20 protein-coding genes and 1 pseudogene are annotated in these 21,182 nt (G+C 49.0%); 16 read left to right on the plus strand and 5 right to left on the minus strand.

The genetic code is table 11. From position 1 onward, the window contains the following. Positions 1-114 precede the first annotated feature (114 nt). Entirely contained in the window at positions 115-657 is a 543-nt protein-coding gene (locus N0B36_RS23845; protein ID WP_103766373.1) for a DUF3916 domain-containing protein, read from the minus strand. A gap of 161 nt (positions 658-818) precedes the next feature. On the opposite strand from N0B36_RS23845, the gene N0B36_RS23850 reads away from it, so the two are divergent. Next, the gene (locus N0B36_RS23850; protein WP_141875237.1) at positions 819-1,421 is read left to right on the plus strand and encodes a site-specific integrase; all 603 of its coding nucleotides are present in this window, start codon (positions 819-821) and stop codon (positions 1,419-1,421) included. Between the two features lie 249 nt (positions 1,422-1,670). On the opposite strand, the gene N0B36_RS23855 is transcribed toward N0B36_RS23850, so the two are convergent. Then, positions 1,671-2,543 (minus strand): LysR family transcriptional regulator, encoded by an 873-nt coding sequence (locus N0B36_RS23855; RefSeq protein WP_047498027.1) that lies wholly within the window; start codon positions 2,541-2,543, stop codon positions 1,671-1,673. Positions 2,544-2,651: 108 nt separating this feature from the next. Here N0B36_RS23855 and N0B36_RS23860 point away from each other — a divergent pair, with 108 nt between their 5' ends. From N0B36_RS23860 to N0B36_RS23890, 7 genes are all read left to right on the plus strand, one after another. After that, the gene (locus tag N0B36_RS23860) at positions 2,652-3,842 is read left to right on the plus strand and encodes an MFS transporter (RefSeq protein WP_052137987.1); all 1,191 of its coding nucleotides are present in this window, start codon (positions 2,652-2,654) and stop codon (positions 3,840-3,842) included. Then, positions 3,839-5,701 carry an FAD/NAD(P)-binding protein gene (locus N0B36_RS23865; protein ID WP_259689414.1) on the plus strand — a complete coding sequence of 621 codons (1,863 nt, stop codon included), beginning with the start codon at positions 3,839-3,841 and terminating at the stop codon, positions 5,699-5,701. Before N0B36_RS23860 ends, N0B36_RS23865 begins: the two co-directional genes overlap by 4 nt. Next, positions 5,691-7,031: a hypothetical protein gene (locus N0B36_RS23870; protein ID WP_259689415.1), complete on the plus strand. Its 1,341-nt coding sequence runs from the start codon at positions 5,691-5,693 to the stop codon at positions 7,029-7,031. The genes N0B36_RS23865 and N0B36_RS23870 overlap by 11 nt, the downstream gene beginning before the upstream one ends. Positions 7,032-7,045: 14 nt before the next feature. Beyond that, complete coding sequence (locus N0B36_RS23875; RefSeq protein WP_016152960.1) at positions 7,046-7,249, plus strand: 4-oxalocrotonate tautomerase family protein; 204 nt, start codon at positions 7,046-7,048, stop codon at positions 7,247-7,249. Between the two features lie 146 nt (positions 7,250-7,395). Continuing rightward, the gene (locus N0B36_RS23880; RefSeq protein ID WP_016156404.1) at positions 7,396-8,025 is read left to right on the plus strand and encodes a 2OG-Fe dioxygenase family protein; all 630 of its coding nucleotides are present in this window, start codon (positions 7,396-7,398) and stop codon (positions 8,023-8,025) included. A gap of 8 nt (positions 8,026-8,033) precedes the next feature. Further along, positions 8,034-9,266, plus strand: a complete 1,233-nt coding sequence (locus N0B36_RS23885; protein WP_259689418.1) for an acetyl-CoA carboxylase biotin carboxylase subunit family protein — start codon at positions 8,034-8,036, stop codon at positions 9,264-9,266. 35 nt (positions 9,267-9,301) lie between these two features. Further along, the gene (locus N0B36_RS23890; protein WP_016152957.1) at positions 9,302-10,357 is read left to right on the plus strand and encodes an AbrB family transcriptional regulator; all 1,056 of its coding nucleotides are present in this window, start codon (positions 9,302-9,304) and stop codon (positions 10,355-10,357) included. 777 nt (positions 10,358-11,134) lie between these two features. Here the strand turns inward: N0B36_RS23890 and N0B36_RS23895 are convergent. After that, a complete protein-coding gene (locus N0B36_RS23895; RefSeq protein ID WP_235117174.1) occupies positions 11,135-12,130 on the minus strand; it encodes a 2-dehydro-3-deoxygalactonokinase in 996 nt (331 codons plus the stop codon). A 29-nt stretch (positions 12,131-12,159) separates the two neighbouring features. Next, entirely contained in the window at positions 12,160-13,314 is a 1,155-nt protein-coding gene (locus N0B36_RS23900) for an iron-containing alcohol dehydrogenase (protein WP_259689421.1), read from the minus strand. A gap of 291 nt (positions 13,315-13,605) precedes the next feature. On the opposite strand from N0B36_RS23900, the gene N0B36_RS23905 reads away from it, so the two are divergent. The 7 genes from N0B36_RS23905 to N0B36_RS23935 all read left to right on the plus strand — a co-directional run bounded on the left by N0B36_RS23905 (position 13,606) and on the right by N0B36_RS23935 (position 20,057). Beyond that, positions 13,606-14,406 (plus strand): IclR family transcriptional regulator, encoded by an 801-nt coding sequence (locus N0B36_RS23905; protein WP_016153306.1) that lies wholly within the window; start codon positions 13,606-13,608, stop codon positions 14,404-14,406. Between the two features lies 1 nt (position 14,407). Beyond that, a complete protein-coding gene (locus tag N0B36_RS23910; RefSeq protein ID WP_235117173.1) occupies positions 14,408-15,358 on the plus strand; it encodes a 2-dehydro-3-deoxygalactonokinase in 951 nt (316 codons plus the stop codon). Between the two features lie 42 nt (positions 15,359-15,400). Then, a complete protein-coding gene (locus N0B36_RS23915; protein ID WP_047497939.1) occupies positions 15,401-16,036 on the plus strand; it encodes a 2-dehydro-3-deoxy-6-phosphogalactonate aldolase in 636 nt (211 codons plus the stop codon). 22 nt (positions 16,037-16,058) lie between these two features. Next, entirely contained in the window at positions 16,059-17,033 is a 975-nt protein-coding gene (locus N0B36_RS23920) for a tripartite tricarboxylate transporter substrate binding protein (protein WP_016153309.1), read from the plus strand. Positions 17,034-17,086: 53 nt separating this feature from the next. After that, positions 17,087-17,623, plus strand: coding sequence for a tripartite tricarboxylate transporter TctB family protein (locus N0B36_RS23925; RefSeq protein ID WP_259689422.1), 537 nt, complete (start codon positions 17,087-17,089; stop codon positions 17,621-17,623). Between the two features lie 2 nt (positions 17,624-17,625). Next, entirely contained in the window at positions 17,626-19,137 is a 1,512-nt protein-coding gene (locus N0B36_RS23930) for a tripartite tricarboxylate transporter permease (RefSeq protein WP_016153311.1), read from the plus strand. A gap of 155 nt (positions 19,138-19,292) precedes the next feature. Further along, positions 19,293-20,057 carry an IclR family transcriptional regulator gene (locus N0B36_RS23935; protein WP_047389881.1) on the plus strand — a complete coding sequence of 255 codons (765 nt, stop codon included), beginning with the start codon at positions 19,293-19,295 and terminating at the stop codon, positions 20,055-20,057. 135 nt (positions 20,058-20,192) lie between these two features. Here N0B36_RS23935 and N0B36_RS23940 read toward each other — a convergent pair. Next, positions 20,193-20,303, minus strand: a pseudogene (locus N0B36_RS23940) (Arm DNA-binding domain-containing protein); the annotation flags it as partial. 337 nt (positions 20,304-20,640) lie between these two features. Between N0B36_RS23940 and N0B36_RS23945 the strand changes: the two are divergent. Then, positions 20,641-21,150: a hypothetical protein gene (locus N0B36_RS23945; RefSeq protein ID WP_016153313.1), complete on the plus strand. Its 510-nt coding sequence runs from the start codon at positions 20,641-20,643 to the stop codon at positions 21,148-21,150. Positions 21,151-21,182 lie beyond the last annotated feature (32 nt).

Below are 21,182 nucleotides of genomic sequence, written 5' to 3' on the forward strand. Positions count from 1 at the left end.
GCAGGATTCGAGTAGAACTTGCTGCACTTAGTGAACCACGAGAATAGAACTCATTCCTCAGGGTCCACTTTGTGCCAGGAGCGGACGTTCAAGTAAACATAGAAAACAGCACTATCACAGGAGCTGTCCATAATACCAACGCTCTCCGGTGAACCATTCATCACGATCCTCACTCCCATAGTATTCGAGCGTAATACCCAGTTCCTGCACATTAGTTGGAAGAATGAGCCCCCACTCAGCAGCTAGACTGCGCTCTTTAATCAAAGCGGAGGCACCATTTTCAGAACGGTCTTCAGTAATAAAGCTTTGGTAATAGTCTTCTGATCGATAGAGACAGATTTCGCTTGTAAACATATCCGGAAGGCATATAACCGCAGTAATCCGGGGGCTGTAATTCATACCAGCAGTTGCTGTTATAAGATTTGAACAAGCATTAATCATGGCTTGCGCGCAATCTGCTTTGGTTTTAAGTGTGCTGTACTTTCCCTGAACAAGGTTAATCTCTACCGGGATTTTGAAATTCCAGTAATGCTCATCCTTTGAAAACACGCTTCGTTGAGGGTTATGAAATGTACCAGCCCAACGGTTAAGAGCTTTCAAGCGGCGTGGAATATTTCTGACTTTGGTTCGATGATCTCTGTTAAGCCGTCTGCTCATGATTATTTTAATTTTCACCCTTTTAAATGATTTAGGCTGTGTACAGCTAATCGTTAAGCATTAATGTAACTCACCTTTCTCGATTTGAAACGCCTTATGGCCGCTCCTCGCTCATAAGGGACAACCATACTCAAATCTCCAACATTGCAGGAGATTTGAGTATGAACATGTCACCGTGGAACAAAGACCGTATCATAGGCCAAAAAAGACCACTTCAGATATCTCATATCTGGGGGATCCGAATCCGGCTTGAACTGGAAGGTAAAACGCGTGATTTAGCTCTGTTCAACATGGCCTTAGACAGTAAGCTACGAGGCTGTGATCTGGTGAACCTCAAAGTATCTGATGTTGCATATGGTAGCTCGGTTTCAAGCAGAGCTACGGTGCTGCAACAGAAAACCGGTAGCCCTGTGCAATTTGAGATAACCAAAGGGACAAGAGAAGCTGTTGCTGCATTGATAAAGCTTGGCAATTTGCACAGTAAAGACTTCTTGTTTCGGTCTCGGATCGGAACTAACCGGCACATATCAACCCGGCAATACAGCCGAATTTTTCATGGGTGGGTAGAAAAGCTTGGTCTCGAAGCTTCGCTTTACAGCACACACTCCATGAGAAGAACAAAACCTTACCTGATCTACAAGAAAACCAAGAATCTTCGGGTGATCCAACTTCTGTTGGGCCATAGGAAACTGGAAAGCACAGTCCGTTATCTGGGCATTGAAGTCGATGATACGTTAGAGATCTCTGAATCGATTGAAGTCTAAGGTTGTCAGGGCTGCAACAGCAGCCCTGTGCCAATGGCTGACTGGCAACGAACTAATCAGAGAGCAGATGCCGTTCTTACTACAAAACAGTGGTCAAATTTCTTGACCAATCCCAGGAAAGAAATCTTCAGCAACTCTATTAAATTGCATTAGTCAATCCTGAAACTGAAAGCCTGCATCGATAATAGATCCATATAGAGTATTTACCAGCCCAAAAGCCCTAACGGCACAATATGGTTGTGGAATACCTCAGTGGGATGAAACAAAGGAAACAAAGCAATTCAATACCCGGCTAACCTCACGATTTTTAAGCCATATCATCATAGTATTGACATTACCAATGTGAGGAGTAATAGAGTGGCACCGTATGGGGAAGCTCGTTTCATACTGTTTGACGACGCTCTCAGGCAATAATGCAATGCCCATTCCGGCACTTACGCAACCAAGTATTGCCTGAAAAGAACCAAACTCCAGCGGGTCGTCATAATCGACATTTTGTAGCCGTAACCATTGCCCAAGCCGGGAACGATAATTACATCCTTTCACAAAGACGAGCGGCCTTGTCACCTCCAGATCGGCTCCCGTCACGACATCACCATGCTCTGCGGCCGTAACCAGAACCAGGGTTTCCTGACACAGCACCTGCGTTTGTAGCCTTGAATTGTCTACGTGCAACGCCTTGTGGTCAGCGACGAAGGCAATTTCAAGTTCACTATTCTGGATCTGACGAACTAACACATCTGTCGGTGACGTTTTTAAGTTTAATTCTACGGAGGGCATTTCACGGTGGAAGTTTGCCAGCAAAGCAGGAAGTCGGACGGCGGCAGTGGTTTCCATTGCGCCAATGCGCAGAGGGCCAGCCACTTTCGTTCCCTGCATAGACAACTCGGCTTCGTCTAAAAGCGCGAGGATTTTGTTAGCGTAACGCAGAAGCAGTTCACCTTCAGGGGTGATGTGAAGACGATTCTTCTCGCGAACAAACAACGAAACATCCAGGCTGGACTCCAGTTGCTTGAGCCGCGTCGTGACGTTTGAAGAAACGCAGTGCAGATTACGGGCTGCTGCGGTGATAGAGCCGGTTTCCGCGACGGTTTTAAACAAATTTAATGAGGTACTGTTCATCGTGTCTGTCACTCAAAGTGAAGGTTTTCGTCATTTTTATTAACTTTTTATTATCATTTCTTTATGTAACATAACAATCAAATCTGATTGACATATTGAGCCTGAAAAATGGATCTTGATCACAATGTTATTGGCCATCGCCAGTTGAGCACGGCTGTCTTCGGTATGATTGTTTTAACGCTGGGGATGGGAATTGGTCGGTTTTTATATACTCCGATGCTGCCGGTCATGTTGCATGAAAGCATTTTTAATTTTTCGCAATTATCGTTAATCGCAAGCGCGAATTACGCCGGATACCTGGTTGGCAGCCTCCTGTTCTCGTTTGGTATTTTTGGTGGCCTGAAGAATATCAAAACGATGTTAATTTGTGCTGCATTAGTCACCGGCCTGCTTATTTTTGCGATGGCAGTAGTCACGCACCCTGATATAGTAATTGTTATTCGATTTATCGCCGGTGTTGCCAGCGCAGGCATGATGATATTCGGGTCGATGCTTATGCTACAGCATACCCATAATCCGTTTGTCATTGCTTCTTTGTTTGCCGGCGTCGGGGTGGGTATTTTTATAGGCAATGAATATGTTATAGCCGGTATCGCATATGCATTAAATTCAAAGCTACTATGGATCGGCGCGTCAATCATTTCAGCTGTACTCTTCATCGCGCTGATTATCTTGCTGCCTGCAAATAAACACGTTCTACCTCCTCAGAAAAAAGCTTCGTCATCCGAGCCGAACATCCAGTGGTGGAATTTAGCATTGTTATATGGACTGGCAGGCTTCGGTTATATCATTGTAGCTACTTATCTCCCTTTAATGGCCCGGGGAGTGGGTAATGAATTTCTGGCCAACCATATCTGGTCTATTGTTGGCCTTGCCGTTATCCCAGGATGCTATGGTTGGTTATGGGCTGCACGCAAGTGGAGCATATTGTCCTGCCTGAGTGTTAACTTAATTGTGCAGGCGAGCTGCGTTGTGATGGCCTCGTTTATCCATTCCCCACTTTTATTGACCTTGAGTTGTATTGGCTTTGGTGCAACTTTCATGGGAACCAGTTCTCTCGTTATGCCACTCGCGAAAAAGATTTCTGCACCACAGAAAATTAATCTTCTGGGTCTGGTGACGTTAACATATGGCATTGGGCAAATTGCCGGGCCATTAATCGTGAGTGCGTTTCAGAACAATAAAAACGGGATGACTATTTCAATATTATCTGGCGCTTGTGCGTTATTTATCGCAGCAGGGATTAGCTATGTTCAACACAGCAAAGTTAAGTACTCTCAAAGTTGGAGCAAAGAATGAAAAAGACAACCGTTGCTATTATAGGAATGGGGCCTCGGGGGCTTAGTATTCTGGAAAGGATTTGTGCTCAGCATGCACAACGTAAACAGAATGAACATATTAATATTGTTATCGTTGATAAAAATGCGATGGGTGTAGGTGCGCACAGTTTATCGCAGCCCGACCATTTATTGGTTAACACCGTTGCTTGCCAGATAACATTATTTGGTGATGCGACGGTAAAAAATGCCGGATCTTTCCGTTCAGGGCCATGTTTTCATCAGTGGGCTAATGAGCAGGGCTATAAAAATGTTGATGACCGTTATTTAAAAGACGTGGCTGGCAAACCAATTGACGCCAACGATTATTTACCTCGTCGATTATTAGGTGAATACTTAAATTGGTTTTATCACGAAATTATCAAAAGTTTGCCTGACAATATCTCGGTTACACAGATAAATCAGCAGGCCAACAACATTCTGATTCAGGACGATGCGAAGTCTATTATTGTCTTGGAAGACAGTCAGCGTGTGGTGGCCGATTACGTCTATTTAACCACTGGTCACAGCGACAACGCCAAAACGTTTGACGATCATCTTGTTGAACGATTTATTGCCAATAATTATAAGAAAAATGAACGCCTGGACTACTATTCGACTCCTTATCCAATAAATAATTTGAATAAAATAACAGCGGAATCAAATGTGATTGTTCAAGGTATTGGTCTGACTGCCTATGATGTCATTTCGCAACTCACTATCGGCAGGGGTGGAAAATTTAGCCGGGAAGAGGGTGAGCTTCGCTATCATCCTTCCGGAAAAGAACCGGGTATTTTTATCTATTCACGTAAGGCTCTACCTTTTAGCAGTCGCGGCGCGAATCAAAAAGGCGTTTCTGGGCAGTACTCCCCACGCTTCTTAACGGCAATGGCTATCAGAGAATTGCGGTTGAAAAATGTGTTTGAGAAAGGATCTTCAAAAATCGATTTTCTTGAACAAGTTTTCCCCTTACTGCATAAAGAAATGTGTTATGCCTATCGTTCAACCCTAAATGGGCAGTGGTTAGATGCTGGCTCTTATGAACCGAGCGCTGAAGACATCGCGGTAATTGACAGTGTGCTTTATCCACATCAATCGCAGGAACATCTGAGTTTAAAGGATTATACTCAATGGTTTATGTATTTCCTGCGTAAAGATCTCCAGGAGTCTGAGGAGGGCAATGTCCATGGCCCGATCAAAGCGGCGACAGACATTATTCGTGATGTCAGGGATATTTTACGAGAAGCGATTGATAATTCAGGGCTTGAATCGCGGTCACATCAGTATTTCCTTGAGCATTTTAATCCTATTTTTAACCGCATTGCCGTTGGCCCGCCGAAGTTAAGAAATGAACAACTATTAGCATTAATGGAAGCGAATGTGGTGAGTCTGGCCGGTGGTAAAGATTCAAGGTTAGTATTGAACGACTGCGAAGGAAAATTCGAAGTTCACTCACCTTTTAAAGAAGAGAGTACTGAGATTCAGGCTGATGTTTTAATCAAGGCGAAAATTGCCAGTTTTTCGCCACTACATGACGCTTCACCGTTAATCAGAAATATGACAGCCAATGGTATTGTTCGTCCATTTATGAATGAGGGGTATCACCCGGGTGGGCTGGATATCGATCAATGCCAGCATCCTATTAATCGCATGGGGGAAGCGCAGACGGCTTTTTGGGTGCTGGGCAATCCTGCGGAAGGCGCGAATTTTTACACCTACGTCCTGCCACGTCCGCTGGTTAATTCAAGATTCCTGGTTGATGCAGGCCGTTGTGTCGCAGATATGTATCATCAAATGATGGTGCGGCAGGCTCAGCCAGAGGTAGCGATAAATGCAGACTGAGCAAATCCAGGCCCGTGGCAAGGCGTGGCAATCATTGCAACCTGCGTTAGCGATAACATCATTGCTGGTATTTCTGTTCGCTTGTGCGTTGACGGATAAACATGCGGCGATGTCGGCTATTGCGGGAGTTACCGCCGTGCTCTACTTCGCATCGACATTTGCTTTCTGGTCAAAAAAATCATCCGCCAGAAGTGGTGTGATTATTTTTCTCTGCTCGATGATGTTTCTTCTTGCTACAAACAACCTGAAAGGCATTGTGCTCCCTGCAATTTTTTCGCGATATTTTGATGTGATTTTACTGCTTGTTGGTATTGCCTTATTACGACAAGTCATGGCCTCTCTTAATTTTACAGCTGTTCTGGGAGGATATTTTTCGCGTAGAAAAACATCGAACATGACTTTTGGGGTTACGTTATTGACGGCGTTCTTAACATGGCCAATGAGTCTGGGGGCAATATCATTGCTGCTCGATGGCCTCAAGTCAGTTATTGGGCCAAGATTCAACCTGGCAAAGATTATTACGCGCACCGTATGCATTACGATGGTACTGATGCCAACCACCATCGGCGCTGCTGCCGTTTGGGCGGCAATGCCTGACGTACCGCATCTTAAGGCGATGCTGGTGGGTATCCCTCTCTTTTTATTCAGTATCTTGTTCAACCAAAGCGCAAAAGTGACGGTAATCGCTGAAAACGAGACGGTGACACCCAGCCGTGATGGGATGCGGTATATCCTGCTATGTGTAGGTCTGTTCTGGGGAGTATTCATTTTTTCATTAACGGTACTGAATCTTAATTCACTGCAAAGTATTGCCTTTACAGCAGTCGTGCTCTTTGTTGTCGATCATCTGATTAAAAAGGATAAACCCTGGGCTGAGCAATTAACTGAATCAGCACAGAATATATCCGGTGAGGTATTGTTGCTTTTAAGCTGTAGTGTGTTGACCTCAGTTTGTTGGCTGCTTTTTTCCCATGTACCTGAGGGTATCACTGCTTATGTTGGCGGGCTGACAACGTTGCAGATCTACGCGATTATTTTGTTCATCGTACCGCTTTTTGGTTTATTAGGTATCCATCCACTGATTATCTTTAGTATCGCATGGTCGATATTTTCTGATTATCTTACGGGGGGGATGGTTGATTATCAGATATGGATTTGCTTATTTATTGCAACTCAGCTTATTTCTCCCGTATCGATCAATGCTATTTTCGCCGCAAACAGTCTGAATGTATCACCCAGTAACACCAGTTTTAAAATGCACTACGGTTATGTTCTATCGTTTAATCTCTTTGCACTTGTTTATCTTGGTGCAATGTCAAAAATTATCTAATAAAAGGAGTTCATATGCCCTACGTAAATATTAAAATTACTAATGAAGGTGCTACCGATCAGCAAAAGAAAAAATTAATGGAGGGAGTGACACAACTATTGGTTGATGTCCTGAATAAAAACCCCAGCACAACCATCGTGGTCATTGATGAAGTGGAGACTGATAACTGGGGAATTGGTGGCGTGCCAGTGACGGAGTTACGTAAAAAAAGCAAGTAGAGTGATTTAAAAAGTAAGGAGCCTGCCTCCTTACTTTTGCCCATAGATTATCAGTATAAAAGAGTCTGCAATATTATTTATTGTTGGATATGCATTTTATATCTTATAAGTAGACTGCTCAAACTACCGTATTAAGGACGTTATCTATGCACGCCTATCATCATATTCGACTGGGGAAGACTTCAGCGAAAGTCAAAAATAGTTTTGATGAATTACTACCCGATCCATGGCTTAAGGCTGAAGATGGTATTTTTCGGTTCAGAAGTTACATGCAGGCCAGGGCCGGACGTGAAAAGTATTTTGATCTGTGCGCAGTGGGTGAGTTTTTTCAAGCGGAAAAACTGAACAATTACGCTGGCGGTATTGCAAGAAAATACCCAGAAATAAAACAAGACGTTGCTGAAGAAGTGATGAATCTGGTGTTTCGTAAGCTTTTGCCATTGCTTCCAGACACGACTTACAATATTGGCATTCATCAAATAAGAATAACGACAGATGACCGAAGGCCTGGATATCCCGCTCCAGAGGGTATTCATAAAGATGGTTTTAAGTACATTGCAATCTATTGCAGCGAAATTGAGAATGTGACTGGTGGAGAAACCACGCTTATTCCTAATCATGATGGGGGCAATGATGCCTCTACGTTCAAACTGCATGCGGGCGATGCAGTAATATTCAATGATGTGAATTATCAGCATTATACCGCGGCAGTGGTTCCTTTGTTGCCAGGAAAAGGTTATCGGGATGTATTTGTCATTACATTTGATATTGAATGAGAAAAACAATGAATATCTTGCTGTGTCCACCAAAAATTATTTTTCAGCACTCACGTGAAGAGTGGCAGTCATTGCAATCAGTGGCCCCGGTTCTGATTGCAACGTGCGCAAGCCAGATCGATAATATTCTTGATCATATGGGGGCAGGTTTTTCTTTCCTTTTTTATGAAAACTTTAATGATAATCCCTTCGTGGAAATGGATATTTACCACTACGCCCAGGACAATAAAGCAACGGGTATCTTTTACCTCGCCGAAATCGATGTTCTGAGGGCCGCGCGAATCAGCGATCGTCTGGGTTTGACACACGACCGTGAAAAAAAGGCCATGTTCTTCCGTGATAAATTTATGATGAAATCGCTTGTTCAGTCTCATCAGTTACCGGTTCCTGCTATGGCACGCGTCGACAGTGCGACTGCGATGGCGCGATTCATTGCCGAACAGGGATATCCCTGCGTCATCAAACCTAATGATGGGCGTGGATCACAGGGCGTGGTAGTTCTTAAAAATGAAGGCCAGCTTTATAAATGTCTGGCGCAGGTTAAGCCGCCAGAGTATCACAATCTGCTCATTGAAAAATTTATCGAAGGCGAAGCTTATCAAATTAATGCGTTGTATTTAAAAGGAAAGGCGATATTTGTTTCTGCATCTCGTGCAACCGTCTCCTGCCTGGATTTTCTATCCGGGAAAACATTAGGTCTGGTTATGGAAGATGACACGCCGCTGCATCGTAAACTGATTGCCTACACCAAATATCTTGCTGAAGAGGTTTTTCCAACGGAAGAAAACGCATTGCTTCACCTTGAAGTTTTTGTTGATAAAGATAACAACATTATTTTTGGCGAGCTTGCTTGCCGATTAGGTGGCTGCTTTGTCAATGAAGAATTAGGGGCCGCTTTTGGTCTTGATCCTCGAATGACCTGGCTTAAAGCCAGTTTATGCGAAATCTATCCGCAGGATTTATCGCAAAGACAACCCGTTTTACGGGTTGGCCAATTAAATGTGCCGCCTGCACAGGGCACGCTCCTCTCTATTGCGGAAAAATGTCCACTGCCTTTTGTGGTTAAATATCGGGCAACAGGTGTCGTCGGCCGCCAATATGACGCGATGAAATTAACAAATGGCGAGATCGTGAGTGCTATTGTTCAAGCGGAGTCCAGCCGGGAAATACACGAACGTCTTGATGCATTGACCCAATGGGTTGCTGAAAATACCCTTTGGGTTAACGAAACCGTTCACTGAGTATTTAACACTCCCGGTAGCCAGGAGAAAGGTGTATGAAATTATTGTTAGGTTTTGCTCTTTGTATCCTGGCTGGGTTGGGTTTTACCTATTGCAACGTTCCGTTAGGTATGATGTTTGGCCCCCTTATTACCGTGCTGGTGTTAAAACGTACCGGTCTTTCTGTGCCAGTACTGCCGGGCAGCCTGACGGTGATTCAACTCTCTCTTGGTACGTCAATTGGTCTTTTATTTCGCGATTTTTCTTTTGGGGCGCAAGGAAATATCGCATTTTTACTGGTGTTGTTATTAGTATGCTTGTCCCTGCAATTCACCGCATGCTACTTGTGGTGTATTCACCGATTACGCTGGAGTAAGGAAGAGGCGTTATTGGGCGCCGTTCCGGGGGCAATGGCAGCGGTATTAGCGCTAGCGTCCCATGTTAAAACGCCGCCGCAAAAAATTATCATTTCGCACTCGCTACGGCTCATCACATTGACCTTATTTGCCGGATATATTACCGGCGGTGCGCAAACCCATATGGCCATGCCGCCTGTATTGTTTGCAACGACTAATGTGCTCTGGCTATTGGGTATTGTCTTTGCGGGCTATGTGTTGGGCAAATGCCTTGAACGCTTCCACTTTCCTGCGCCCTTTATGATCACGTCGTTGCTTTGTGCAGCACTCCTGCACCCTTTGTCATCTCAGACTGTGTTTTTTCCCGATATTTTCAATCAGTTCAGTATGATCCTGATGGGCATATTACTGGGGCATCATTTTATTGCGTTTACGTTGACTGCATTTTTGCGTCATCTTTGGTCTTCAATACAGCTCATTGCTATTGGACTGGGTGTGACGGTCATGATGGCATTTACAGCGGCGCATCTTCTGGATTATCCATTTTATGTATTGATGCTCTCCTGGGTTCCCGGGAGCGTGGAATCAATGTCCTTTGCGGCACTGGCGCTTAACGCGAATGCGAGTTTTGTGATGGCAAGCCATATTATACGTATGTTGCTCATCCAAACGATCCCTGCAATAGTTATCTACCGCAAAAGAGAGGTTATAGAAGGTAATAGCGCTAAAACCAGTAAGCCGACGAGGCCACTGTAGGGGGTTATGACCTCCGTTATGAGCATAACGTTCGTTGCGAATTTTATACAGCTCATCATGAACAGCCCGTAGGTGGACAGGGAGATCATTCCGCTGGAGAACGCAAGTGCCATTGCTTTTGGCGAACAAACGTGCGTAGCTGACCACAAAAGCGGTTGTTAACATCTCCTGTTCCATCATCGATTCAGTAGTGATTTCAAACTTGGTCGTACGAAGCCGACGATAAATGTAACTAAGGCTTGTTGTAGTAGGTATTACCTTTATAAGTCTAAATAAAATTTGTCGTCTCATGAGGTTTCATTGAATCTCATGTAAATCACAAAACCCCATAAAATCCACGCAATTGCGTGGATTTTTCATTTCACAATGTCTCAATTCATCTCGTAACAACGCTGTCAAAAATGAGTACATGAATGAGCACAACATTCTGCCATCTTCATTTTTAGTGGGTTCGATAACGGTATAATAAACAAACAAGGCCCCGTTAGGTTCACTGATACGCACTGCCAAGCCGAAAGAAAAACTCTATCGTCTCAATGACGTCAACTCGCTGAGCAGGCTGATGAACTGACCATCCTCCAGAAGGCCGCGACATACTTCGCGAAGCGTCTGAATGGCCTGCGGCCTGAGGATGACCTGGATGTGCCTGCAGGCTTGAGGAAATTGCCCAATAAAATCATTGTTATCTCTTACACATCCGGTCCTTATGTGCTGTATGCGAAACAGTGAAAAACCACAAAGCCCCGCGTTGCCTGCGAGGCTTTGTTATCTGGTGCGTTACATCATCTGACGGGCAATATACCCTGCCCCTTTGATCGCCAGCTGGGCGATCTCGTCTTTATCACAGATAAAATGGACCGGGTTCTCAAGTCCATATCGGCTGCGCCATAAAGAACGATACATTTCGCAGCGCTGCCGCTTGCCTGTCAGCACAATGTCGCCTTGCAGAGAAAAGCCTAAACGCTCGGCCTCATCAAAAAGTTTCATGTCATCCGCCGCCAGCGCCGCCTGACAAAAAAATGTTCTTTCGACTGCGGTGCACGGCAACGAGAACTCGATAAAACGCGTAAACAGCAGCGTACGCAGAAGGCCCGCATGATGCACGCTATCACAGGCATATTGCAGGATGTCCGCCGAGAAAAAATCGTCATCCTCTTCTTCCAGCATACTGGCGCCAATAAACGTCTCTTTTTTCACCGCCGCATAAACCTGCCCGCTCAGACTGGTAATACTGCCGGCGATTCTTCCCTGCGCGTCAATGTGGATAAGCTTGGTTGTTGAACCCAGTTCGATCATCGTCAGCGGCAGGTTCCTGTAAATCGACGTCATCAGCCCCACGGCCTGAGTCTCTTCCCCGCGCATCAGGTCGATATCCCGCAGGCTGGACCAGCTACGATCCGCCTGCGCATTTTTGATACCAGGGACAAAACGGATCTCCAAATCCAGAGGCAGTATTGCGGGATCTTTAACCTTCACCACCCGGGAGACAAGCTGCTCAAGGCTCACCGGAGCGGTGATATGCGGTATCTCCAGCAGCCCGAGGTTAGAGGTGATCATTCCCGAGGCAATCGCAAAACGCACATCACCGGGCGTCAATTGGTTAGCGTGCAGCAGTTCACTTATCCCTGCGGCAATGGCGTCTCTGAAATCCCCCTGAGAACGGGCCTTCCCGGAGTTAACGCCAACAGCGAGGAGATGTTCAGCAACGATCTCCTCTTCGCGTAACAAATAGAGCCGGGTCTGGGTTGAACCGCTGTCAATGATAATAATCATAAGCTTGCTCCTGAGGCGGTGACGTGGGTTTAGAGGCTTTGCTGATAAATGGCGCGAATCTCATCGGCGTCAGGCACGCGGGGATTATTCGCAAGCACGACACGCATCGTGGTAGTGGCATTGCCAATAAACCAGTCGAAATGTTCCTCTTTAACGCCCAGAGAGCTGAGCGACGGCAGCATATTGACGTAGCCCAGCAGCGAACGCACCGCATCAATACTGCTTCTCGCCGCTTCTTCTTCGGTCATATTGAGGGTATTCACGCCAAGTGCTTTGGCGATAGCGGCGAATTTTTGCGGCGCGCTTTGCCAGGTGAATTCCATAAAGGCCATGTAAATGGCGGCAATGCCTTCAGCATGTACGACATCAAGCAACCCGCCCATCGGGTGCTGCAACGCATGGGGCAATGTCGTCCCGGCACAATCAATCGCCATACCCGCCAGCGAACTGGCAAAAGTGACTTTTTCCCACGCCTCAATATTGGTGGCATCGTCATAAACCTGCGGTAAATATTTGCCAATCAGCTCAAGCGCCTGTAATGAAAGCATTTCACTCATCGGATGGGCATTTTTCGAAATAAATGACTCCAACGAATGAAACAGGACATCTGCTCCCGGACCGGCAATAACGCGCCGGGGTAACGTCAGCATTAATAAAGGATCAATAATTGCCGCCTTCGGATAAATCAGCGGATTCACCAGCCCTTTTTTGTCATTGGTTTGTGGATTCGTAAATACCGCCGTTTTATTCGCTTCGCTGCCCGTGCCTGCGGTAGTCGGAATTAACACTACCGGTAGCGCCGAATCAGCCGGAGTTTGTCCAAATACATAGTCCCAAATTCCTCCGCTATTACAGGCCATAAAGGCAATGCCTTTTGCCATATCCATCGCGCTTCCCCCGCCAATGCCGACAATCACATCGCATTGCTGTTCACGGGCGAACGCAGCCCCTTCATCGACAAGGGTTGAAAGCGGGTTCTGCATGAAACGATCAAAACAGACGGACGTCACGCCCGCCTGCGTCAATACTTCAACCAACGCCGCCAACTGCCCCGTGGGCTTCGCACTATCTGAAGCAATGATCAGCGCCTTTTTGCCGTATTGCGCGGTAATTGTTCCCGCCTGTGCCAGTTTCCCCTGGCCAAAATAGAAATTAACCGGATTAACGAAATTAAATCCTGACATAATTTTTCCCTTATGGTGTGAATTCACGATGAAGTTAATGCGGCGCGCGATGCCCATTAATAATCAGCCATTCGCCTGAACGAGAAGCTACTCAATACGCATCACCGACAGTCCAAAATATATATTTCACCCTGAACCTCAATTGTGATTACTATCGCTTTATTCACCCTAATAATCCCTATATATGAAACACGAGTTTATAATGTGGTATTGTGTGAGCGAATTCATATTTCCAGTTAATTGACTATGGAAATATACCGCCATCAAATAAGCGACCTGGCGGAAATTATCATGACCTCCTCTCCTTCGACTGTGAACGGTGTACAAACGTTACTGCGCGGACTGGCTGCCATCGAAGCGGTTGCCGCAGGACATCATGATTTACGCGCAATCAGTCAGCACATTTCCGCACCGCGCAGTACAACGCATCGTCTGATCAGCGCCCTGGTCGCTCAACGATATTTGCGACAAATTTCCAGCCGGGGCTATTTTCTCGGGCCAAGACTGATTGAGCTGGGCGGCGCATCGCTTGCTGGTTATCCGCTACGCATCGCTGCCCGCCCGCTGCTCGAAGCGCTGGCTCAGCTCACTCAGGACACCGTCCATCTCGGTATTCGCGAGCAAGGCGACGTGTTGTATATCGATAAAATTCCCGGTACCCGCGGGCTGGAGATGCGCTCGCGCGTTGGGCACCGTATGCCGCTGTTTTCGACTGGCATTGGCAAAGCGCTGATGCTCGGCGCGACGATGGCGGAATGGCAGCACTTTTATCGACTGCATAATCCCGGCGCGGACGCCGGTTCCTTTATTCGCAGCATGCACCATTACGCTGAGCGCGGTTACACCCTGGATCTGGAAGAGAACGAGCTCGCCATCCGCTGCGTGGCGGCACCGATTCGGGATGCCGGAAATCATGTTGTCGCCGCTATTTCCGTCGCCAGCATCGCCCCCTACATGCCGGATGAACGCATGCAGGAGCTCAGCGGCATCGTAAAACGTTACGCTGAGGACATTTCCGCAGAGCTGGGCTGGGTGGCACATCGAACCTCTCTGATTTATCCCTTCGTCTCTACGCATGCAAAAGGATCCTGATATGACTGCATTGATCGCCCTGGATTGGGGAACCAGCGCGCTACGCGCCTACCGCTTAGCCGCAAACGGTACCGTGACTGCACGGCGGGAACTTCCCCACGGCATCATGAAATTACCCGACGCGCCCAATCGGCTGATGAGCTTTCGTCTGGCCTTCGACCTGGCCTGCGCAGACTGGCTGGCAACCGATCCCGCCTGTCCGGTTATTGCCAGCGGCATGATTGGCAGCGCCCAGGGCTGGCAGCCCGCGCCCTATTTGCCTGCGCCCTGCGATGCTCGTCAGTTGGCGGAGCAGTTAACCCGCGTCGATGTCGATGACCAGCGCTGCTTCTATATCATTCCAGGCGTTCAGCAAACGAACCTTTTGCCGGAAGTGATGCGTGGAGAAGAAACCCAGGTGTTCGGCGCAATCGCGGGTGATGAACGCCTGCGTGATGTTCAGGCCAGCGGCAGAGAATCGCTGATTGCCCTGCCCGGTACACATTCAAAATGGGTGAGCGTCACGCAGGAGAAAATTGACCGCCTGCGTACGTTTATGTCGGGGGAACTTTACGATGTGCTGCGCCACCATTCGATACTGGGGCTGACGATGCAGCCCCCTGAAGCTCCTGACTGGCAGGCTTTTGCTGAAGGCATCCGCGTCGCCCGCCAGCAGCCAGGCAATTTGCTCGGCTCTCTCTTTTCGGTACGCACCCGGCTCCTTTGTCAGCAGCTATCGCCGCAACAACAGCCGGACTATCTCTCGGGTCTCCTGCTGGGCAATGAGCTTGCCATCGCGCTGGATGGGATCTCCGCCGATACCGACATCACCTTAATTGGTTCGCAGCCGTTGTGTCAGCGCTACCAGCGCGCCATGGCGATTTTTGAATGCCGCAATCCGGTGTATATCGCTCCCGGAGCAGCGGAACAGGGAATGTGGCAGGTAGCGCGTTACGCCAGTCTTGTGGCCTGATTTCCCGTTGACCTTTTTCTCGACCAACACCAGGAACTGACTATGGATTTTATCACCACGCTACGTCAAACCGGTCTGATTGCCATTCTGCGCGGTATACCGCCCGAACAGGTTGAAGCCGTCGGAGCCGCCCTGTATGAACAGGGATTCCGCATCATCGAAGTCCCGCTTAATTCGCCTGAACCCTTGCTGAGTATTTCACGTCTGCGTCGTATTTTACCTTCGGACTGTTGGGTGGGCGCTGGAACGGTGATGACCGTGACTCAGCTGCATGACGTGGCGCAAAGTGGCGGCCAGCTGATTATCTCTCCCCATACCGATCCGGTATTAATTGAAGAGACAAAGCGCGCGGGATTGATAAGCCTCCCCGGGGCGGCGACGCCAGGCGAGGCTTTCAGCGCGCTGGCGAAGGGAGCGGATGCGGTGAAACAGTTTCCCGCTGAAGCGATCCCTCCCGTCGTGGTGAAAGCGTGGCGCGCCGTGATCCCCGCGACGATCCCGCTGCTGCCCGTTGGTGGAATCACGCCGCAGGCAATATCCGACTATCGCGCCGCCGGAGCCAGTGGATTCGGCCTTGGCGGCGCGCTTTACCAACCAGGTATGACAGCAGAGCAAGTGGCCAGTCGCGCCGCTGACTTCGTGACCGCCTGGAGAACGTCCTCGCCCCTTAATACATAAAAAGAACCAAACGGAGTTGACTATGAAAATTCAAAAATTTACCTCTGGATTATTAACCTCGCTGTTAGCCGCCAGTTCATTACTGCTGGCAAGCCCGACTCAGGCGGCGGATTATCCTACGCGCCAGATAGAGCTGATCGTCCCCTTCGCCGCTGGCGGCGGCACCGATCTGGTGGCGCGCGCATTTGCTGAAGCCTCTAAACCGCACTTTCCGGTCGGCGTTGGCGTCATTAATAAGCCTGGCGGAGGCGGCGCAATTGGTTTTAGCGAGCTTGCCGCATCGCGCCCTAACGGCTACAAGCTGGCGATGGGCACCGCCGAACTGACTATCCTGCCCTCTCTGGGAATGGTGAAGTTCAAAACGGAGGACTTTACTCCACTGGGTCTGTTTAATATGGAACCCAGCGCCGTGACCGTTAAAATCGACGCACCATGGAATACGCTGGAAGAGTTCCTCGCCTGGGCGAAAGAGAATCCGGGCCAGGTCAGGGTAGGCAACTCAGGAACGGGCGCAATCTGGCATCTGGCAGCCGCGTCGCTGGAAGATAAAACCGGCGTAACCTTCAACCACGTTCCTTTCGATGGCGCGACGCCCGCCGTCACCGCGCTTTTAGGCGGGCACATTGAAGCCGTTACGGTGAGCACTGCGGAGGTCCTCAACCAGGTTGAGGATGGCAAGCTGAAAACACTGGCCGTAATGAGCACTCAACGTGACGCCAACATGCCTGACGTCCCCACGCTTCAGGAAAAAAACATCGATCTGTCGATCGGCGCATGGCGTGGGCTGGTTATCTCCAGCAAAACCCCGCAAAACGTGATCGATTTTCTGACCACCGCTATCGCCGCCACTGCCGATGAACCCTCTTTCAAGGAAGCGTTAGCCAAAATGCGCCTCAACTATGTCTGGCTCGATCGTGCTGAATTCCAGGCATTGCTTGAAGAGCAGCAGCGCGATTTCTCCGTCACCATCGAAAAACTGGGCCTCGGTCAAAAATAACGGTGACGTCCGGCCAGCCCCTTCTGGCCGGATAGTCCTCATGGGAGTCGTTTATGGTTGAAAATCCGTTAACTCCGACAACGCCGCCAGCGTCTACGGCAGAACGACAATGCTACATTTTGGTCGCTCTGCTGCTGTGTCTGATCGCCGTAGTGGTGCTGGCGATTGCCAAAAGCTTTCCTGCAACGTCCATTTCTACGGATATCGGGGCGGGCGCATTTCCTTCGGTTTATAGCTGGTTGCTGATTATTCTCTCGTTGATCTTAATTGCTGGTCAGTTCTCTGGTACCACGCTACGCCAGCTGATGGTTCTACCCACTCGCCCCACTCAGGGGTTTGGACGCTGGACGGGGCCGTTTTGTACCGTCGTCACCTGCGTGGCATACCTCTACGCCATGCAGCTTTTTGGCTACCTGGCCGCAACGGTACTTTTTATGATGCTGATTATGAAAATCTCCGGTATCCAACGCTGGTGGGTTAATGGGCTGCTGGCCATCGTGCTCTCCATTACGCTGTATATCCTCTTTTCGCTGGCGCTTAACGTTCCGCTGCCGGAAAGCAGCCTCCTGGAATCGCTGACTCTGGAGTAATTATGTCCCAATTTGATCTTATTCTCGGCGGCGTAAATAGCTTGCTGGCCCACCCGGAAGCCATTTTATTTTCAATGATTGGCGTCTGGCTTGGCATCCTGGTGGGCGCGTTACCGGGCCTGACTGTCACCATGAGCGTTGCCGTAATGCTGCCTTTTACCTACGGCATGGATCCGATTTCTGGCTTACTGATTATCTCCGGCGTCTTTTTTGGTGGCGTTTATGGTGGTTCGATTATTGCCATTCTGCTCCGGATCCCCGGCACGCCAGCCGCCGCGGCAACGGCGATTGACGGCTATGAACTGACGAAAAAAGGTCAGGCCGGTGTGGCGCTGGGCACGGCGACTTTCTCCTCTTTTTTCGGCGGCACCCTCAGCATAATCGTGCTGATGTTCCTCTCGCCGATTCTGGCCGAGGTGGCGCTAAAATTCAGCGCCGCAGAGACGTTTGCGCTGGCCGTTTTCGGCTTAAGTATTATTGCCAGTATTTCCGGTGAATCGCTGATTAAGGGGCTGATCGCTGGCGTTGGTGGTTTGCTGGTCGCGACCATTGGCCTCGATCCGATGGGCGGATTTCCGCGTTTCACCGGCGGTTTTGTCGAGCTGATGAATGTGCCTTTTATCCCGGTGATGATTGGCCTGTTCGCCACTGCAGAAGTGCTTAAGTCGCTGGAAAAAGACGAGGTAGTGAGCAAGACGGTGCAGTACGCTATTGGTCGAATCATTCCGCCGTGGTCTACGTTCAAACGTCTTATTGTCACACTGCTGCGCTCCTCCGGTCTGGGGGTGTTTATTGGCATGATTCCCGGCGCGGGGGCGGATATTGCCGCTTTCGTTTCTTACAATGAAGCGAAGCGCTTTGCCAGGCCGGAAGATCAGTTTGGCAAGGGTGAACTCAAAGCGGTTTCGGCCTGTGAAGCAGGCGCTAATGGCTGCACGGGCGGCGCGCTGTTGCCTATGCTGACGCTGGGGATTCCTGGTGACGCCACGACGGCGGTAATGCTGGGCGCGCTGACGCTACAGGGAATGCAGCCTGGGCCTCGACTATTTACCGAACACAGCGACACGGTGTATATGCTGTTTGTCGGAATGCTGTTTTGCTATCTGATGCTGCTTATTCTTGGCCTGGTTTCCGTTCGTTTCATTGCCAAAATGATCAACATTCCCAAGAGCGTCCTGACTCCGCTGATCCTCGCACTGTGTATCGTCGGCACCTATGCTCTGAACAACAGCATGTTTGACGTCGGCATTATGTTGGTCGCGGGCGTGATCGGCTATTTCATGCAAAAAGGCGGTTTCCCGGCATCTCCTGTCGTGCTGGCACTCATCATGGGGCCGATGGCGGAAAGTAACTTCCGTCGCGCGATGTCGCTGTCCAACGGGAGTTTTGATTTCATTTATACCCGTCCCATCACCGCCACGCTCCTGCTATTGGCGATGCTGACTCTGTTTGGCCCAATGGTACGCAAGGCCATAGCCGCAAGACGCGCACGTAAAAATCAGTTGCTCTCCTGAATGAGCAGAAACGGGCAGAAAATCCGTCACTGTTACACGGAATTTCTGCCCACGGTGGCGAAATCACGGCGCGGTTACATTTTTATCGCACAGAATCGGTTATTGTTATCGTACTGATCTTAAACATGAATATGACCACTGTATCAGGGTGAATTATGGATGCTCAACCTACCGAAATTACGGGAGTACAAACCCTACTGCGCGGTCTTGCTGTTATTGATGCCGTCGCGTCAGGATGTCGGGATTTACGCAGCGTCGGCGAGTTTACCGGAACCAGTAAAAGCACGACCCATCGGCTGCTCAGCGCGCTGGTACAACAGCGTTTTCTTCGCTTCACTCACCACGATGGCTATGCGCTCGGCCCACGCTTAATTGAGCTGGGCACCCGTTCACTGGAAAATACACCGCTTTATCCTCTGGCGCGCCCCTTCCTGCAACAGCTGGCGGATTTTACCCGCGACACGGTTCATCTGGGGCAACGGGAAGGCGCGGAAGTCCTGTATATCGATAAAATTCCAGGCCAACAGGGACTGGAAATGCGCTCGCGTATCGGGCATCGCATGCCGCTGGTGCTGACCGGCATTGGCAAAGCGCTGTTACTCGACGCGGATGAATCCGAATGGCGTCAGCTTTTTTTAGCCCATGGCGAATTATGTCATCTCCCGGACTTCCTCGCCCGGATGCGCGGCTACGCCGACGCAGGCTTCGCGTTCGATCTTGAAGAAAATGAGCCGACGATTCGCTGCGTGGCGGCTCCGGTTTACGATGCCGGAAACCATGTGGTCGCGGCCATCTCCGTCGCCAGCACGGTCATCTATATGCCGGACGCGCGCATGCAAGAACTCGTCCCTCACGTCAAAGAGTGCGCTAAAAAAATATCGCTGGAACTGGGCTGGCGCGCCCCTTCTTTTACCCCGTAATCCCACCGCTTAATGTCAACATCCTTGAATGTTAACGGGCGACATATCGATTGCAGCTATGTCGTCTGTTGCTGTCCCGCGAGTAGAGTGCCCCACTGCCGGGTTCTCCAACATGCAGGTTCGAAAACACACTCTTTTTCGTGCAAGTGAAGGATCGTTGCCAGCCGCGAATGTCCTTTTAGCCTCCTGACGCTGACTTCTGGCTTCAGCCAGAGAAACATCGGGGTAAACGCCAATAGCGGACAGGAATAATGAATAATACCGATCGGCACGATCGACGGAATCGATTATGAACAAGCAAATGCTTTATCGTCGGACGTGGAAAACTAATCGAAAAAGAAGGACCAGACACAGCGGCAACGTGGAAAACGGTGTGTGTAGCAGCCTACAAGGCCTGGCGGTCAATCTATTTTTGACGCAAAGAAACTAAGGTGAACTATCAGAGCAGGTTATCATTCAGATAAGCAGAATAGATTTTTTGTTTATAATTTATTATGTTAGCTTAAATTAAGACGCGGGATCGTACTCATCCTGGCTGCAATTCTGGTCTTATCTAATAGCACCACGCGTGCGGGAGGAAAAAATGAGTCAACCTGTTTATCAGAATATCGCGCAGGAAACTAAAACCTCCCTGGATGAATGCTTTGCTCAGCGGGTGATTCCTCTGGAGCAGCAGTATCTCGCCGGGCTTCAGGCGCTGAGAACAACACTTTTCGGTCAGCAGGAAATGGCTGAGCTTTCACCCGCGCAGCGTGACGAGCTGACCGCCTGGGTTGACGAACTCGATCGTCGCATCATCACCTACCAAACATTGTGCACCAAATATCTGAACGCCCTTAACTCTGAGCAGCAGCGTGAATTAATGACCTTTATGCTCTTCGGCGATACCCGGACAGCACGGGCACAGAAGAATATCCAGGAACATATACAGCTGCGCAGCGAAGCCGTGAGCAGAATCAACGAGCGGCTGGCCGATCTGCACTCTCCTGAAGCGCTCGAACGTCAGCTTCAACAGCGGCTGGAAAAAGAAATCCACATCCGCCGTTTTCTTGACGAATCCACCCACTATCGCCCTGTGCGTAAAACAGGCTGAACGGTTGCTCAGCTTTTATTGCCGGATGTCGG

The organism is Citrobacter sp. XY323 (assembly GCF_025106035.1).
In the GTDB taxonomy this organism is placed as follows: domain Bacteria; phylum Pseudomonadota; class Gammaproteobacteria; order Enterobacterales; family Enterobacteriaceae; genus Citrobacter; species Citrobacter braakii.

What these genes read in the sequence shown, in the direction of transcription:
- N0B36_RS23845 (WP_103766373.1), bottom strand. Translation starts at nt 657, where the DNA reads ATGAGCAGACGGCTTAACAGAGATCATCGAACCAAAGTCAGAAATATT.
- N0B36_RS23850 (WP_141875237.1), top strand. Translation starts at nt 819, where the DNA reads ATGAACATGTCACCGTGGAACAAAGACCGTATCATAGGCCAAAAAAGA.
- N0B36_RS23855 (WP_047498027.1), bottom strand. Translation starts at nt 2,543, where the DNA reads ATGAACAGTACCTCATTAAATTTGTTTAAAACCGTCGCGGAAACCGGC.
- N0B36_RS23860 (WP_052137987.1), top strand. Translation starts at nt 2,652, where the DNA reads ATGGATCTTGATCACAATGTTATTGGCCATCGCCAGTTGAGCACGGCT.
- N0B36_RS23865 (WP_259689414.1), top strand. Translation starts at nt 3,839, where the DNA reads ATGAAAAAGACAACCGTTGCTATTATAGGAATGGGGCCTCGGGGGCTT.
- N0B36_RS23870 (WP_259689415.1), top strand. Translation starts at nt 5,691, where the DNA reads ATGCAGACTGAGCAAATCCAGGCCCGTGGCAAGGCGTGGCAATCATTG.
- N0B36_RS23875 (WP_016152960.1), top strand. Translation starts at nt 7,046, where the DNA reads ATGCCCTACGTAAATATTAAAATTACTAATGAAGGTGCTACCGATCAG.
- N0B36_RS23880 (WP_016156404.1), top strand. Translation starts at nt 7,396, where the DNA reads ATGCACGCCTATCATCATATTCGACTGGGGAAGACTTCAGCGAAAGTC.
- N0B36_RS23885 (WP_259689418.1), top strand. Translation starts at nt 8,034, where the DNA reads ATGAATATCTTGCTGTGTCCACCAAAAATTATTTTTCAGCACTCACGT.
- N0B36_RS23890 (WP_016152957.1), top strand. Translation starts at nt 9,302, where the DNA reads ATGAAATTATTGTTAGGTTTTGCTCTTTGTATCCTGGCTGGGTTGGGT.
- N0B36_RS23895 (WP_235117174.1), bottom strand. Translation starts at nt 12,130, where the DNA reads ATGATTATTATCATTGACAGCGGTTCAACCCAGACCCGGCTCTATTTG.
- N0B36_RS23900 (WP_259689421.1), bottom strand. Translation starts at nt 13,314, where the DNA reads ATGTCAGGATTTAATTTCGTTAATCCGGTTAATTTCTATTTTGGCCAG.
- N0B36_RS23905 (WP_016153306.1), top strand. Translation starts at nt 13,606, where the DNA reads ATGACCTCCTCTCCTTCGACTGTGAACGGTGTACAAACGTTACTGCGC.
- N0B36_RS23910 (WP_235117173.1), top strand. Translation starts at nt 14,408, where the DNA reads ATGACTGCATTGATCGCCCTGGATTGGGGAACCAGCGCGCTACGCGCC.
- N0B36_RS23915 (WP_047497939.1), top strand. Translation starts at nt 15,401, where the DNA reads ATGGATTTTATCACCACGCTACGTCAAACCGGTCTGATTGCCATTCTG.
- N0B36_RS23920 (WP_016153309.1), top strand. Translation starts at nt 16,059, where the DNA reads ATGAAAATTCAAAAATTTACCTCTGGATTATTAACCTCGCTGTTAGCC.
- N0B36_RS23925 (WP_259689422.1), top strand. Translation starts at nt 17,087, where the DNA reads ATGGTTGAAAATCCGTTAACTCCGACAACGCCGCCAGCGTCTACGGCA.
- N0B36_RS23930 (WP_016153311.1), top strand. Translation starts at nt 17,626, where the DNA reads ATGTCCCAATTTGATCTTATTCTCGGCGGCGTAAATAGCTTGCTGGCC.
- N0B36_RS23935 (WP_047389881.1), top strand. Translation starts at nt 19,293, where the DNA reads ATGGATGCTCAACCTACCGAAATTACGGGAGTACAAACCCTACTGCGC.
- N0B36_RS23945 (WP_016153313.1), top strand. Translation starts at nt 20,641, where the DNA reads ATGAGTCAACCTGTTTATCAGAATATCGCGCAGGAAACTAAAACCTCC.